Source organism: Paraburkholderia ultramafica, assembly GCF_902859915.1.
Lineage (GTDB): Bacteria > Pseudomonadota > Gammaproteobacteria > Burkholderiales > Burkholderiaceae > Paraburkholderia > Paraburkholderia ultramafica.
The window spans coordinates 59,212-74,687 of sequence record NZ_CADIKK010000017.1; the positions used below are offsets into that span (position 1 = coordinate 59,212).

The 15,476-nt window shown below is 61.7% G+C and carries 13 protein-coding genes and 1 pseudogene; 10 read left to right on the top strand and 4 right to left on the bottom strand.

Annotated elements, in window-relative coordinates:
- Positions 1-79: 79 nt before the first annotated feature.
- The 6 genes and pseudogenes from HV744_RS18980 to HV744_RS19000 all read left to right on the top strand — a co-directional run bounded on the left by HV744_RS18980 (position 80) and on the right by HV744_RS19000 (position 4,887).
- Positions 80-766, top strand: coding sequence for an NUDIX hydrolase (locus tag HV744_RS18980; protein WP_175151000.1), 687 nt, complete (start codon positions 80-82; stop codon positions 764-766).
- Between the two features lie 173 nt (positions 767-939).
- Positions 940-2,205, top strand: a complete 1,266-nt coding sequence (locus tag HV744_RS18985) for an MFS transporter (RefSeq protein WP_175151001.1) — start codon at positions 940-942, stop codon at positions 2,203-2,205.
- Positions 2,206-2,380: 175 nt separating this feature from the next.
- The gene (locus HV744_RS18990) at positions 2,381-2,542 is read left to right on the top strand and encodes a peptide deformylase (protein WP_281363657.1); all 162 of its coding nucleotides are present in this window, start codon (positions 2,381-2,383) and stop codon (positions 2,540-2,542) included.
- A pseudogene (locus tag HV744_RS38505) lies at positions 2,518-2,622 on the top strand (peptide deformylase); the annotation flags it as partial. The gene HV744_RS18990 and the pseudogene HV744_RS38505, both read left to right, overlap by 25 nt.
- Positions 2,623-2,867: 245 nt before the next feature.
- Positions 2,868-4,643, top strand: coding sequence for an SWIM zinc finger family protein (locus HV744_RS18995; protein ID WP_175151002.1), 1,776 nt, complete (start codon positions 2,868-2,870; stop codon positions 4,641-4,643).
- Positions 4,644-4,686: 43 nt separating this feature from the next.
- Complete coding sequence (locus HV744_RS19000) at positions 4,687-4,887, top strand: hypothetical protein (protein ID WP_175151003.1); 201 nt, start codon at positions 4,687-4,689, stop codon at positions 4,885-4,887.
- Positions 4,888-5,223: 336 nt separating this feature from the next.
- Here the strand turns inward: HV744_RS19000 and HV744_RS19005 are convergent, their stop codons facing one another.
- The 4 genes from HV744_RS19005 to rph all read right to left on the bottom strand — a co-directional run bounded on the left by HV744_RS19005 (position 5,224) and on the right by rph (position 10,837).
- Positions 5,224-7,023: a phospholipase D-like domain-containing protein gene (locus tag HV744_RS19005; RefSeq protein WP_175151004.1), complete on the bottom strand. Its 1,800-nt coding sequence runs from the start codon at positions 7,021-7,023 to the stop codon at positions 5,224-5,226.
- Positions 7,024-8,230: 1,207 nt separating this feature from the next.
- A complete protein-coding gene (gene hemW, locus HV744_RS19010) occupies positions 8,231-9,460 on the bottom strand; it encodes a radical SAM family heme chaperone HemW (RefSeq protein WP_175151005.1) in 1,230 nt (409 codons plus the stop codon).
- Positions 9,457-10,104, bottom strand: coding sequence for an RdgB/HAM1 family non-canonical purine NTP pyrophosphatase (gene rdgB / locus HV744_RS19015; RefSeq protein ID WP_175151006.1), 648 nt, complete (start codon positions 10,102-10,104; stop codon positions 9,457-9,459). Before rdgB ends, hemW begins: the two co-directional genes overlap by 4 nt.
- A complete protein-coding gene (gene rph / locus HV744_RS19020; RefSeq protein ID WP_175151007.1) occupies positions 10,097-10,837 on the bottom strand; it encodes a ribonuclease PH in 741 nt (246 codons plus the stop codon). The genes rdgB and rph overlap by 8 nt, the downstream gene beginning before the upstream one ends.
- A gap of 243 nt (positions 10,838-11,080) precedes the next feature.
- Here rph and HV744_RS19025 point away from each other — a divergent pair, with 243 nt between their 5' ends.
- The 4 genes from HV744_RS19025 to HV744_RS19040 all read left to right on the top strand — a co-directional run bounded on the left by HV744_RS19025 (position 11,081) and on the right by HV744_RS19040 (position 15,409).
- Positions 11,081-12,004: a YicC/YloC family endoribonuclease gene (locus HV744_RS19025; RefSeq protein ID WP_175151008.1), complete on the top strand. Its 924-nt coding sequence runs from the start codon at positions 11,081-11,083 to the stop codon at positions 12,002-12,004.
- Between the two features lie 18 nt (positions 12,005-12,022).
- Entirely contained in the window at positions 12,023-12,703 is a 681-nt protein-coding gene (gene gmk, locus HV744_RS19030; RefSeq protein WP_175151009.1) for a guanylate kinase, read from the top strand.
- A 60-nt stretch (positions 12,704-12,763) separates the two neighbouring features.
- The gene (gene rpoZ / locus HV744_RS19035) at positions 12,764-12,967 is read left to right on the top strand and encodes a DNA-directed RNA polymerase subunit omega (RefSeq protein ID WP_006025620.1); all 204 of its coding nucleotides are present in this window, start codon (positions 12,764-12,766) and stop codon (positions 12,965-12,967) included.
- An 84-nt stretch (positions 12,968-13,051) separates the two neighbouring features.
- Positions 13,052-15,409, top strand: coding sequence for a RelA/SpoT family protein (locus HV744_RS19040; RefSeq protein WP_175151010.1), 2,358 nt, complete (start codon positions 13,052-13,054; stop codon positions 15,407-15,409).
- Positions 15,410-15,476 lie beyond the last annotated feature (67 nt).

Sequence of the window (15,476 nt, forward strand, 5' to 3'; positions counted from 1 at the left end):
CCCGACACGTACTGTTGCCGCTGCCATAGGCCCGTCGGATACGACAACCGAAACCTCCAACGGAAGGGGTGTCCAATTGATGACTCGACGACTCGAGCAAGCCCGGCGCTTGCTTGCTCTTGCGCAGACAGGGCTCCACTATTCGACTGGGCCGTTCGATACCGAACGCTACCGCGAGATAGCGAACATCGCTCGCGCCCAACTCGGCGAAATTGCCGACATGAGCACCGAGGAAGTCGCGGAACTCTTCTCCAAGGAAGAGGGGTACGCGAATCCCAAGGTCGACGTTCGATGCGCAGTGTTTGACGAAATGGGCCGCATACTTCTTGTACGGGAAGCAGCAGAGGGACTGTGGTCGTTGCCCGGCGGATGGGCGGACGTGGGAGCGACGCCTGCCGAAAACGCCGCGCGCGAGGTCCGCGAAGAAAGCGGCTATATTGTGCACATCACTCGGCTGCTCGCAGTGTGGGACATGCAACGGCACTCGCATCCACCGTCGTTGTTTCGCATCTGGAAACTGGTGTTCGTCGGCGAGATTTTTGGCTCGGGCGAATTGGTGGGCGGCGAGACGGATGGCGCCGATTTCTTTGACCTTGACGTTTTGCCGACGCTATCGCAGGGGCGTGTTTTGCCGGAACAACTGCGTCGGCGAAGTTTGCACAAGCGACTTTGCCCATTTTGCCATTGTTCGAGCCTTCTAAGCCGCGCGGTAATTGCACTCTGTCTGCATATTTCTACAGTCGGTGATATGGTGGCGGCCCGCTGAACCGCGCTGAAAGCAACTTTAAGTGCTGAGCCTTCCCATAGCGCAACGTTCCACGTGTATCCACCACGTGGCAGTTTGGTTCGAGCGGGAAAGCCATGCGACAAAAGTTCGCAACGGAGAATTTAAATCGCGCGCTAGCGCAAGTCACTCATTCATCGACTTGAAGTTGAAATATGCAAATTCAGAACAGACCCTCGGACGACATCTCAACAACAGATAGCGGGGACCCGTCGCCGTTGAAAGCATGGTTGGCAGTAGGTGCGGTAACCATCGGTGCCTTCGCATTTGTGACCACGGAGTTTCTGCCGGTCGGTCTGTTACCACAGGTTGCACACACGTTCGGCGTTTTGCCGGGTACGGCAGGACTCATGGTGACAATACCCGGCATCATGGCAGCCATTTCTGCACCCGGCATGATGTTGGGAGCAGGGCGGGTCGACCGTCGTCTAATTCTGATAATGCTGTCAGTAATGCTCCTCGCGTCGAACCTGCTTTCAGCATTTGCTCCCACGTTTTCGCTCATGCTGGTTGGTCGCGCACTCCTTGGCGCTGGACTCGGCGCTTTCTGGACGCTGGCCCTCGCAGCTGCAGGGCGACTGGTCAAAGCGTATGAGGCTCCGCGGGCTACAGCTGCCATCCTCGCGGGTGTAACCTGCGCGACGGTCATCGGCGTGCCGCTAGGAACATTCATCGCGGGGCTGGCGTCGTGGCGTGCATCGTTCATCGCGACCGCAGTGCTCGTAGCTGTCGCGCTGATTTTGCAGATTGTGTTGCTGCCTTCGCTTCCGTCAAAGGCAGCGCTGCGCTTCGCCGACCTTGTCGAGGTCGTGCGGCGTCCTTTCCCGAGAAAGAGCCTGCTGATGGTTGTGCTCGTATTCGGTGCCCACTTTTCGTCTTACACGTACATTGCCCCGTTTTTGCAGGATGCGGCTTTCAGCGCGTCAACCATCACCTTGGTTCTGCTGGGTTTTGGCATCGTCGGCTTCGTCTCCAACTTCGCGGTGTCAGCAATTGTTGCGAGCAGACTCAAGAGTTCGCTTGCGACCATGACGGTTCTCCTGCTGTGCGCTTTGCTGATTTTGCCATTCCTGAAGAGCGTCCCGCTTGCCGCGATTGCCATGGTGTTGGCATGGGGTATCGCGTTCGGCGCTATTCCGCTCTGTCTGAGCGTCTGGATGCAAGACGCGACACCTGACCTGCCCGAGGCGGGCTCGGCTTTGTTCGTCGGCATTATCCAGGTGGCCATCGCTGTTGGGTCGTCCGTCGGCGGCACGATTGTCGACCGCGTGGGTATTCCTGCCGACTTCTGGCTCGGCAGTGCGCTCGCGCTGCTTGGCCTCATAACACTGGCAAGCTTTAGTTCTCGCGACAAGAGTCACGAGCCCTCCGTACATGAGCCTGTCACCAGCGAACCTCAAAAGGAATGCGTCGAGGCCTGAGGCAACGGCGATGAGATGGAGCTTAACGAAGCCAGCACCATGGTGTAAAGGATGATGGCGCTCTCTGCAGAAGCGCTTTGAGCATAGGGTCAAAGGACGGGAGAGTGAGGCATGTGCTCTCGGCTCAGATTGAGGCGGACTCCCCGCCGAATATCCTCTACTACCACGATAGGCAATGGCGGTTCTTACGATATTGAAGTACCCAGATGAGCGCCTGGAGACAAAGGCCGCACCGGTCTTGAGGGTCGATGACAGGATTCAACACTTGGCCCACGACATGGCGCAGACGATGTACTCTGCCCTGCCGGCGGCATTGGGCTGGCGGCACCGCAAGTAGGCGTTGCTCCAAGAGTGGTGGTGGCGGATGTTACTGACAATCAAAGTGGATTGATTGCGCTGGTAAACCCAAAAATTACGCGAACCAGCGGGCGAGGGACTTTTACAGAAGGCCGCGGTCGTATTTTCTTCAACATAGAGGTCAACGTGCCAAGCATCACTAATGCCCCGATTGCGACGACAGGCATGCGACGCTGCAGTAGAAGCGTCAATCGACGGCCGACTCGCCTTCGCAATGGCTACGCGCGTGCCGAGTCATCCAGCGCCTGTGTTAAGGTCACCTCTTCCGCGTATTCCAGTTCATCGCTCACCGCTCCTGCTGACAGATGCCTCGCTCCTCATTGCTCACCGACGTCATTACCCTCGCCGAAGTTCAATCACTGGCTGACCTCAAGACCTTCGCGCGCGGCAAAGCGTATTTTCACGAGGGTGCGGTATCGCGGCTGGACGAGCGCGATGGCGTCCTCCATGCCAGTGTCCAAGGCACACACCGGTATAGCGTCGAGCTTGGCTTAGGCGATGACGGCGAGCTTAGCTACGAATGCAACTGTCCCGTCGGCGAAGACGGCATCTTTTGCAAACATGCGGTGGCCGTCGCGCTCTCCTGGCTGGAGAACACCGGCGAAGAAGTCTTTCATGCTGAGGAGCGCGAACCCGCGAAACCTCGCAGGAAACGCAAGACCTACGAAGAGCAAATCCGTGAGTACGTGGGGACGCTGAGCGAGGATTCGTTGCGGGAGCTGTTGCTGGAAGCAGTCGAACGCGACATGGGGTTGCGCGACAAGCTGCTGTTTGCGGCGCGCGCGGCGAATGCCAACGATTTGCCGGGCATGAAAGCGGCCGTGCGGCAGGCCACGCGGATTTCTCGACCGCTCGACTGGCGCGAGGCCGGTGGCTACGGCGACGGCTTGATGTCGCTCGCGCAGATGTTGCGTCAGCAGCTTGCCGGTCCTCACGCCGCTCAGGTGGTCGAACTCACGGAGCTCGCCATTGCTGGCGCCGAAAAGAGCCTCGAGCAGATTGACGACTCCAGTGGCGACGTCATGCCAGCAATTCAGGAACTGGCTGCCGTGCACCTGGCAGCCTGCCGCCAGACGCGGCCGGACCAGGTGCAGCTAGCCGAGCGGCTGTTCGATTTTCAGACTCAGGGTGTTTGGGATACGTTCTATGATGTGTTACCGGCGTACGCCGAACCACTGCGCGACGCGGGACTGTCCAGGTACCGCGAACTGGTCGAGAGTGCGTGGAACAGGCTGCCGCCACTTGCACCGGGCAACGATTTTCGCAGGCCATTTGACTCGCTGCGGATGCGTCTGGACCACGCGATGGAGGCGCTGGCGGAACTCGATGGTGACATCGACGCGCTGGTTGGGATTCGCTCGAAAGACCTGTCGAGTCCGTACCGCTTCTTGCTGGTCGCAGAACTTTGCGCGAAGCACGAACGTTATGACGAAGGTCTGTCGTGGGCGGAGCGAGGCCTCACGGCGTCCGAAAAGAATCCGGACCAGCGGTTGCTGGATTTCTGCATCACCGAATACCTGCGCCGCCGTGAGTTTGTTAAGGCCGATGCCTTTGCGTGGCAACGTTTTGAAATGCGTCCGGTTGCTGAAGCATTTGCCGCATTGATGGACGTCGCGAAGGCCACAGGGCAGCGAGCGGCCACCCACGAACGTGCACTCAATCATCTGTGGGCGCTCGTACGCGCGGAGGAGGTACCGACAACGTCGAAGCGCAACTCCTGGCAGACGCCGACGCGAACCGAGCTAGTCAAACTGTTCCTCGCCGAGCGTGACAATGATGCCGCGTGGGAGACGTTCCAAGGCGGCCCAGTGGCGACGAACATGTGGGCTACGATGGCGGCGGCTCGCGCGAAGACGCATCCGCACGACGCCATTGCCCTATATCACCGGCTGCTGCCAATCGCGGCGGAGAGTGGAACGCGAAACGCTCGCTACGAAGAAGCATTCGGCATTGTGCGGACCATCGGGAAGCTGCGCGCCGAATTGAAGGAGCATGCAGAGTTCGCCGGTGAACTCGAGTCAATCCGACAGAGCTATCGCGCCAAGCGCAACTTCATCAAGTTGCTGGCAACGCTCGGTTAGGTTGGCCAGGGGCGAATCCTTTCCCGTCGGGGCGTTACGCCGGATGCTGAGCGCACATGAAATTGCCACACTTCTGCTATTGCTTCAGGCGCCGGTCGAGCTAATGGCAGCGACGCCAGATGTGATGGCTCTTCGCGAAGTCGGACTGGTCCAGGGTGTTGAGTTGGAACAGGGCGAAGTCACCTCCATGTTCGCACTTACTGCCGACGGGCGTGCCGTGTTGCGCGCGCTTGGCGCTGGTTGAATTGCAGTGGTAACGCTGATGTCGTCGATGCCAGCTTGACCCGCATGCCGAAATGCGGCTGCCGTGCGCATTCGCGAAGCCGTTAACTATTCCGCGAGACGCACGCTGACTCAGCCATGGAGCAATGGCGCGCTAGCGGTGTGAAACGCTGGCTGCAGCACCGCGACAGACAAGTGTCGGACCTCTGGCGAGGGCATGCCAGGCATCTTGCATGCGCATAACTTGCGGACCATTCTACGTTCGCCTCCTGGAGAACCGCTAAGGCGCACGCTTCAGGGAGCCGGACTGCCAGCCCCCTTCCTCGACATCGCATCCAAATCCGCCCGGTTTTCTTGATTATGATTTTGCGGAAAGCCAGAACTCCAGTTCGGCATCGGTCTTCTCCCCTGCAGAAGGGAAGTACCGGTTCTGCCACTTGTCATTGGGCTGAAGTCCCTGCCAGCTGTCCTTGGTCCCATACTCGGCGAGGAGGTAGCGCCAGCGATAGTGGTCGTACACGTCAAGCACATGGACCGTGTATGCACGGGCAAGGCTCTCGTTGCCTCGGATGACGAGCAGGTTCTCGTCATTGGTGTAGGACGCCTTGTACCCGAGATTGTGACTGCCCAGCACCACCGTGCAGGTGTCGCTGTCAAACGGGTCGATGACGACAATCTTGTCGTGAATGACCGCGTGGCCTGCGTTGAGCAGTTCCTTTTCCCACATGCCGAACGTGTCATCGATGGCTTTTGCAGGGATAACCTGTGCGGGGTCATCCGGCTCCCGACCGTTATCGTGCAGGTCGATAACGAAATTCCCGGCCCGGTCGGCGTTGGTCAGCGCGCCACGAATGAACAGATTCGGGTTCGCTTCCAGGGCGGCGGCAGCCGCGTCCACCACGCTGGGACTGCCCGGGTCAAAGCACAGGAACAGAACGGCCTGCTTCGCAGCCTTGATAAGCTCCTCGACGGCAGCCATGTCGACTGGTGCTTCCGGATTCTTTGGCTTGTTTTTTTGCGCGGTGTTCGGAGAGAACCAGACGGTGGCTTTGGATGCGCCCGGCACGTTGACTTCGACAGGCGTCTGGTTGGCGGCACGGAACGTTTTCCCCTGCAGGGCGTGAGCATCGCCGTTGGCAGCGTCGGTGTCCTGCTTGAGCCTGTCCCAGTAGTCCGAGTAGGCCTGCGCGACGCTGGGTGAGCGGACAATCAGGCTGTTGTTGGTCTGGGCGCACAGGCCGGTGGACGTCCAGTTGGTGGAGCCGGTCAGGACCGCAGCGGGCTCGCTTTTGCTGTTGAGGTAGAGCACGAACTTGTTGTGTCCGATGTGGCTGCCGTCGGGAAGGATACGGTCGAGGACATCCACTCCGGAATGGTGGAGCGCATCCCGCGCCGGCTTGTTCTCCTTGTCCGGGTCGCCGCTCTTGCTGTCGAACGTGTTCGACAGAATCAGGTGCAGGCGCCTGTTGCCGACGAGGTCCGATTCCAGCTCCTTGTCATGCAACTCGTAGAGGGCCGCATAGCAGTTGCCGCCCTCCTTGCTGGCTTCGACGAGCAGGGCCGGCAAGGCGGTCGTGAGGTCGCTCGACAGGGACTTGCGCAACGGGTCCTGTGGGTCGGCTATCCGCTTTAGCAACGCTCCCGCATCGGGCGCGCCTGTCTTCTTGCTGATGGGCACCTCGTGCGTGAGCGCCTGGGTTGCCAGAATGCCCCGGTTGAAGTAAGCCTGCAGTGATGATGCGTCATCGGCGGGACCATGGTCTGCCGTCAGCGTCACGGGATTCGAGAACAGCGGGTGCACATCCGGGTAAGGGATAAGTGTGGGCACGCCTTTGGCATCGAAGGTGCCCTTGAGCGGAAGGACCTGGTAGATATATGGGCCCGGCGAGGCCAGGTCCGTCACGGACAGGTCCTTCCAGAAAAGCTTCTGGATAGGCGCCTGCGCCGTGGTCCGCCCGCTCTTGCCGGCGTTCGGGTCGCCGGGAAACCCCGCCATGGCGGGTAGCGACTCGCCCTGTGGCTCGTCGCTATGAATGTTTGCCGATTCGGCCGGAATCCGCCGGACGTCGCAGCCAACGCAATCCTCAAGCTTGTGCGCGAACGTCCAGGCCACCAGAACCACGTCATTGTTTGAAAATGCGATGCATTTCGTCGACATCTCTCTCTCCATGTGAAGGCGCGCGATCCGTGTTGACCGTTGCCGGGCAACCTCGAGAGCGTAGGCGGCGAAAGCGTCAGTTTTGAGGCGAGCTGGTGACAGCGCGGGGAAGCGCACAGTCGAAGAGCGGCTGCCGGCGGCACCGATTTGTAGCGTGGCCGATAACCTCACGCCAGCCTTCAAGAATCCGCCGTGTCGCTCGTCTATGCAGGAGCCGCAGTGCAGCCGGGCAGTGCGAATCGAGGCCATCTCCTGGTCACAGCCTGCATCGGGCACCGACGACCCGTGTCATTTGAAACAGCTGTACACGACTAACCCTTACCCCCGGCCCTCACGCCACAAGCGCTGAGGTACCTGGGTGGAATCGGCCGTTTACGCGCCGCCGCTGCGCAGACGGTCCGTCGTCGTTTGCGGCACATCCAGTCTCGACGCGAACCAGGCGTGTCGAATTTGCAGGAGACATATCATGAAGCACTCACTGAAGGTAGCTGTGGCATGCGGGGCCGTTGCTGCAATCTGCGCGACGGGCGCCGCGTTTGCTCAGGGTGGAAATGGCAATGGTGGGAGCGGCGGAGGTAACGCGCATGGCGCGGCGACTGCCGGCATGACCTACCACGGGGACCCTGTCTCAAGTCCTCTGAATACGATGCCCGGCAAAATGGAAAGCACCACATCCGGGTATGGCGGTGTATCCGGAATCACCAGCGCAAGTGGTAGCTTAACCCCCTCCGGATTGTCTACCTGTGGTCATTTGCCACGATGCAACGCCGACAGCGGCCACTAAACAGAAAAGTCGAAAACGGTGGGGCATTCGTCGAATCGGCGTGCCTCACCGCGACAGTATGACGGCGTCACATGTGCCAGGCTGTCGCGGTCCTTAAGCGTTTCCTGTCATCTACGACGACAGCTAAAATGCTTGTCTCGATTTCTGGGTCCACTTTAGGGCGGGGATGTTGTATGGCAATCCCGGTACCAGCGAGACGCCCATTCATGGCCGGCAGAAATTCGCGCAAAGCGAACAGTCGGGTGGGCCTATCTGAGAGAGGGGCCGGATTGGTTGCAAATTTCGAGGGTCCATTTAAGAGCTCACGGAAAGATTGCTCCTTCGCCGGTTTTCAAGACCGGTGCCTTAAACCGCTCGGCCACACCTCCAAGCGTTAAATTGCAACCTGAAAAAACCTCGCTGAGGCGTTCGGTCGATCAGCAATCACTGCGGATCTTTCAGAAACAGCCCTTGCAGATCGTTCAGGAACGCCTGGCCGAGCGGTGTCGGCGCAATCTTTTCATGGTCGCGCGTAATCAGCTTGCGCCGTTCGGCTTCCTGCAACGCGGGTTCGATCGACGTCATGGGCAGCCCCGTGCGCTCGATAAACCGATGCACCGGGAAGCCTTCCACCAGTCGCAGCGCGTTCAGCATGAACTCGAACGGCAGATCGCGCGGCCCGACCTCGTGTTCTTCCTGCACCGCCGTGCCGGCCAACGCCCGCTCGATGAAGGTGGTCGGATGCTTGTAGCGCGCCTGACGCAGCACACGATTCGGAAACGACAGCTTCGTATGCGCACCCGCGCCGATGCCGAGATAGTCGCCGAAGCGCCAGTAGTTCAGATTGTGCTTGCTCCGCCGATGCGGCTGCGCATACGCCGACACCTCATAGCGCTCGTAACCGGCAGCCGTCGTGCGCTCGTGAATCCAGTCCTGCATGTCGGCGGACGCATCGTCGTCGGGCAGCGCGGGCGGGAATTTCGCAAACAGCGTGTTCGGTTCGAGCGTCAGGTGATACAGCGACAAATGCGGCGGCGCGAACGACAACGCCGTCTCGACGTCGGCCTGACATTCGGCGAGCGTCTGCCCGGGCAGCGCGAACATCAGGTCGAGATTGAAGTTGTCGAACGTGGTCGCGGCGACTTCGACCGCGTGGCGCGCTTGCGCCGCGTCGTGAATCCGGCCGAGCGCATGCAGATGCGCTTCATTGAAACTCTGGATGCCCACCGACAGCCGGTTCACACCGCTCGCGCGAAACTGGGCGAACTTGTCGGCTTCGAACGTGCCGGGATTGGCTTCGAGCGTGATTTCCGCGTCGGCGTCGAGCGGCAGCAGCGCGCGGATATCCGACAGCATCCGGTCGAGTCCCGCTGCCGACAGCAAACTGGGCGTGCCGCCGCCGATGAACACCGTATGCACCTGGCGGCCCCAGATCAGCGGCAGCGCCATCTCGAGATCGGCGCGCAAAGCGTCGAGATAGTCGCTCTCCGGGAACGTGTCGCCTTTCCACTCGTGCGAGTTGAAATCGCAATACGGACACTTGCGCACGCACCACGGGAAATGCACGTACAGCGCCAACGGCGGCAGCGACGTCAGACGAATGCTGCCGGGCGACGTGAACGCCTTGATGACGCCGCTGCCGATCTCGGCGGGCGCCGGCTTGATCGGAATCACGCTTCCTCCGTCAGGCGCGCCAGCAGTTGCCGCAACGCGATCGCGCGATGGCTGCTGGCGTTTTTCACTGCCGGCGCGAGCTCCGCGGCGCTCGCATTCAGCGACGGCAAAAAGAAGTACGGGTCGTAACCGAAACCCTGTTCGCCGCGCGGAGCGTCGAGGATTTCGCCATGCCAGCGGCCTTCGGCGATCAGCGGTTCGGGATCGTCCGCATGACGCACCAGCGCCAGCACGCAGTAGTAATAGCCACGGCGATCGCTTTCGCCTTGCAACGCGGCAACGAGGCGGGCGTTATTCGCCGCGTCGCTTTTCTCGCCGCCGGCGAGTTGCGCGTAGCGCGCCGAATACACGCCGGGCGCACCGCGCAATGCGCGCACGCACAGGCCGGAGTCGTCGGCGAGAGCGGGCAGGCCGGTGAGCTTCGCCGCATGGCGCGCCTTGGTCAGCGCGTTTTCGACGAAGGTCGGATGCGGCTCTTGCGCTTCCGGTACGTTCAGCTCGCCTTGCGCAATCAGTTCGATACCGGCCGCGCCGAGCAGCGCCGCGAATTCGCGCAGCTTGCCCGCGTTGTTCGACGCCAGCACGACTTTCTTCAACGACGAGCCCGATGCCTGCACGCCGTTGTCTTGGCGAACCTCATTCACTCTTTTGCTCCAGCGCTGCCTTCTGTTTCGCGATCAGCGTGTTGATGCCGTCGCTCGCCAGCTCCAGCAGCGCGTTCATTTCGTCGCGCGAGAAGGGCACGCCCTCGGCGGTGCCCTGAACTTCGACGAAGCCGCCCGCGCCCGTCATCACCACGTTCATGTCGGTGTCGCATTGCGAGTCCTCGTCGTAGTCGAGGTCCAGCACCGGCAACCCGTCGTACACGCCGACCGAGATCGCCGCGACGTAATCGTTGATCGGCGAGCTTTCGATGCGGCCCGTGGCCAGCAATCTGGCCACCGCGTCATGCGCGGCCACGAACGCGCCGGTGATGCTGGCCGTGCGCGTGCCGCCGTCGGCCTGGATCACGTCGCAATCGATATGCAGCGTGCGCGCGCCGAGCTTCTCGAGATCGAACACCGAGCGCAGCGCGCGGCCGATCAGCCGCTGGATTTCCTGGGTGCGGCCGGTCTGCTTGCCGCGCGCCGCTTCACGGTCGCTGCGGGTGTGCGTGGCGCGCGGCAGCATCCCGTATTCGGCGGTGAGCCAGCCCTGGCCACGGTCGCGCAGAAACGACGGCACGCTCTCGGCGATGCTCGCGGTGCAGATGACTTTCGTATCGCCGAATTCGACCAGCACCGAGCCCTCCGCGTGCTTCGTGTAGTGGCGCGTGATGCGCACGTCGCGCAGCTGATTGGCCTGGCGGCCGCTGGGGCGTTGGGTGTCGTTGGTCATGTTGGGATCGTTCACGAAGAAATGCGCAGGGAAAGCGCGATTTTACAGCCGATCGAGCAGGGCAGTCATCCGCTGCCGCCGGCGCAGACCCGCAAAGCTGCCGCCCGCGTGCAGCCTCGCTGCCGGCGGGTGTCGCCGCCAAAAATGGGATAATGCCGGTTCTCCGCCCCGCGTCTCGTACACGCCGGGCGATTTGCCTCTCAGGCCAGCGTCGAACGCATGGCCACAATCGCGAGAAATACGATGATCTACAGCATGACTGGCTATGCGAGCGCGACGCGCGAACTCGTTGCGGCTTCGGGCACAGGCGGCGTGAGCGTGTCGGTCGAACTGCGCACGGTGAACTCGCGCTTTCTCGATCTGAACTTTCGCATGCCGGAAGACGTGCGCGTTTGCGAACCGACGCTGCGCGAAATGCTGATGAACAAGCTGTCGCGCGGCAAGGTGGATATCCGTATCAACCTGCAACGCAGCGAACAGTCCGCCAACGCAAGCGCGATCAATCGCGACGCGCTGACCCAACTCGCGCTGCTCGAGCGCACGGTGCTCTCGACGTTCCCCGAAGCCGGCCGCCTGCGCACCGGCGAGATTCTGCGCTGGCCGGGCGTGCTGGCCGAAAGCGGCGTGGCCCCGGAAGTGCTGCGCGACGCGGTGCTCGCGTGCGGCAAGCAGGCGATCACCGACCTGATCGACGTGCGGGCCCGCGAAGGCGCGCAACTCGCCACGATGCTGCTCGCCAACGTCACCGAAATGGAAACGATCGTCACGAAGATCACGCCGCTGGTGCCCGAGCTGATTGCCAGGCATCAGCAGAAGATCGTCGAACGTTTGCAGGAAGCGCTCGGCATCGCCGCGCCGGATGCGGCCGCGACGATCGTCTCGCGTGAGGAGATCAACGAACGGATTCGCCAGGAAGTGACGATGTATGGCATCCGTATCGACATCGCCGAAGAGCTGTCGCGCCTCACGGCTCACCTGAACGAAACGCGGCATGTGATCGAGAAGGGCGGCAAGGTCGGCAAGCGGCTCGACTTCATGATGCAGGAACTGAACCGCGAAGCGAACACGCTCGGCTCGAAGGCGGCGGCGAAGGAACTGGCCGATTCGTCGATGACCCTCAAGCTGCTCATCGAACAGATGCGCGAGCAAGTACAGAATCTGGAATAAGGCTGGAGCACCATCAACATGACCGATCACAAACGCGAAACCGGCGCACCGCGCAATCCTTACGCTGGTGCTTATCCGGGCAATCTGTTCATGGTCGTCGCGCCTTCGGGCGCGGGCAAGTCGACGCTCGTGAACGCGCTGCTCGCCGGCGACGACGCGATCCGTCTGTCGATCTCGTACACGACGCGCCCACCGCGTCCGAAGGAGCAGGACGGCGAGCACTATCACTTCACCAGCGTCGACGATTTCATGAAGCGTCACGACGAAGGCGAGTTTCTGGAAAGCGCGGAAGTGCACGGCAACTACTACGGCACCTCGCGCGTGTGGATCGAGGAGCAGATGAAGAGCGGCCATGACGTGCTGCTCGAAATCGACTGGCAGGGTGCGCAGCAGGTGAAGAAGCAGTTTCACAACGCGGTCGAAATTTTCATTTTGCCGCCGTCGCTCGAAGCACTCGAAGAGCGTCTGAAAAAGCGCGGCCAGGACGAACCGAACGTGATCACGCGCCGGTTGCTGGCGGCCGGCAGCGAGATGGCGCATGCGGCCGAAGCGGAGTACGTCGTGATCAACGAGAACTTCGATCGGGCGCTCAGCGAACTGCAGTGCCTCGTCGCCGCCACGCGTTCGCGCTTCGCGTCGCAGTACGCCCGTCACACGCAGCTTTTCGTGCAGCTCGGCATTCACCTGCCGCACGCGTGAGCGCGGCGTTGTGCCGAGCACATAAGGTAGAATAAGCAACATACTGAGAAGGAACCCAACATGGCCCGCATTACCGTCGAAGACTGCCTCAAACAGATCCCGAACCGTTTCGAACTCGCGCTTGCCGCAACCTATCGCGCGCGTCAGCTCGCTCAAGGCCACACGCCGAAGATCGAAAGCCGCGACAAGCCCACGGTCGTTGCACTGCGCGAAATCGCAGCCGGCCAGGTTGGCGTCGAAATGCTGAAGAAGGTGCCTGTCTAAGGCGCACTGTTCCGTTTTCGATAGCCATGTAGTTGCATCAGCGTGCAGACCGGCGTCCAACCCTAACCCGCTACGGAGGCGACCATGAGTGCTACCCCGCCCACCGCCACGGAAGTGGACCACGACGCCGATTCGCCCTCGTCTGCACGGAAGTACATCGATGCGGTCCTCGAACAGTCGTTCCGCCATCTGTTCGGGCCGACCGCCACGCCGGAGCAGCCGCGCCGGCATGACGTCGTCTCCATCGCCAAACTGACGTCCGTGTTGTCCGGCTATCTGCAGCCGGAAGAGATCAAGGACATCAAGGCGGCCTTCCATTTCAGCGACGAAGCCCACCTCGGCCAGTATCGCCAGAGCGGCGAGCCCTACATCACGCATCCTGTCGCCGTCGCGGAAATGTGCGCCGGCTGGAATCTCGACGCCCAGTCGATCATGGCGGCGCTGCTGCATGACGTGATGGAAGACCAGGGCGTGACCAAGGCCGAACTCGCGGAGCGTTTCGGCGCGAAGGTCGCGGAACTGGTCGATGGCTTGTCGAAGTTGGACAAGATGGAGTTTCGTAATCGCGAAGAGGCGCAGGCGGAAAACTTCCGCAAGATGCTGCTCGCGATGGCGCGCGACGTCCGCGTGATTCTGGTGAAGCTCGCCGACCGGCTGCACAACATGCGCACGCTCGGCGCGGTGCCGCCCGAAAAGCGCCGCCGCGTGGCGCGCGAAACGCTGGATATCTATGCGCCGATCGCCCACCGGCTCGGTTTGAACAACACCTATCGCGAGCTGCAGGACCTGAGCTTCGCGAACTTCAATCCGCATCGCTACGCCACGCTCGAAAAAGCCGTCAAGGCGGCGCGCGGCAACCGGCGCGAAGTGGTGGGCAAGATTCTGGAGTCGGTGCAGCGCGCGATTGCCGACGCGAAGATCGACGCCGAAGTCACCGGCCGCGAGAAAACCATCTTCAGCATCTACAAGAAGATGCGCGACAAGCAGTTGTCGTTCTCGCAGGTGCTCGACGTGTACGGCTTTCGCGTCGTGGTCGAGAGCGCGCTGGAGTGCTACACCTGCATCGGCGCGCTGCATGCGTTGTACAAGCCCGTGCCGGGCAAGTTCAAGGACTACATCGCGATCCCGAAGGTGAACGGCTATCAATCGCTGCACACCACGCTGGTCGGCCCGTTCGGTGCGCCGATCGAGTTTCAGGTGCGCACGCGCAAGATGCACGAGATCGCCGAAGCGGGCGTGGCCGCGCACTGGCTGTACAAGAACGGCAGCGCGGACCTGAACGATGTGCAGAAACGTGCGCACCAGTGGCTGAAGTCGCTGCTCGACATTCAGAGCGAAGCGGGCGATTCGAGCGAATTCCTCGAACACGTCAAGATCGATCTGTTCCCGGATGCGGTCTACGTGTTCACGCCGAAGTCGAAGATCATGGCGCTGCCGCGCGGCGCCACCGCGCTCGACTTCGCGTACTCGATCCACAGCGACCTGGGCAACCAGTGCGTCGCCGTGAAGATCAACAATGAACTGCTGCCCCTGCGTACCGAGTTGAAGAGCGGCGATATCGTCGAAGTCATCACGGCGCCGTACTCGAAGCCCAATCCGGCGTGGCTGGGTTTCGTGCGCAGCGGCAAGGCGCGTTCGGCGATCCGCCATTATCTGAAGACGATGCGCCTGAACGAGTCCGTGCAACTCGGCGAGCGTCTGGTCGATCAGGCGTTGAAGGGCTACGGCCTCGCGCTGTCGGATGTCACGCCGGAAGCGTGGGAAAAGCTCGTGCAGTGGACCGGCAACAAGAACCGTCAGGAAATTTTCGCGGATATCGGTCTCGGCCGGCGTGTCGCGGCGGTGATGGCCAAGCGCATCGAAGTGCTGATGAGCGGCCGCGACGCCGACGATGACGGCTCGCGCTCCGGATCCAACGCGCCGCATGCGCCGCCGGTGGTGATCACGGGCACCGAGGGTATGTCGGTGCAGCTGTCCGCATGCTGCCGTCCGATTCCGGGCGACGACATCATGGGCTATATCGGCATCGGCCTCGGCATGGCGATCCATACCACCGACTGTCGCGTCGCGCAGCGGATCCACCGGCGCGATCCGGGCCGTTGGATCGACGTCGCGTGGGCGCCGCAGCCGGGCCGTCTGTTCGACGTCGCCGTGAAGGTGCTCGTCAAGAACACCAAGGGCGTGTTTGCCCGTGTGGCTGCCGACATCACGTCGGCGGATGCGAACATCGTCCACATCGCAATGGATGAAGACCTGTCGCAGGAATCCACGGTGCTGCGCTTCGTGATCCAGGTCAGCGATCGTGTCCATCTGGCCAACGTGATGCGCCGCGTGCGCACGAACCCGGACGTCATGCGCATTGCGCGCGAACGGCCGAGCGAAGAGGGGCATCACCGTCACGAAGGCGGCATGCGAATCGATCGCGAGCGCGCCGATTACTAATCAGCGCGTGGTTCGCGACTCTGGGCTCGCCTCGGCGCGCTCAGGGGCTTCAGAGATCATTCTTCGA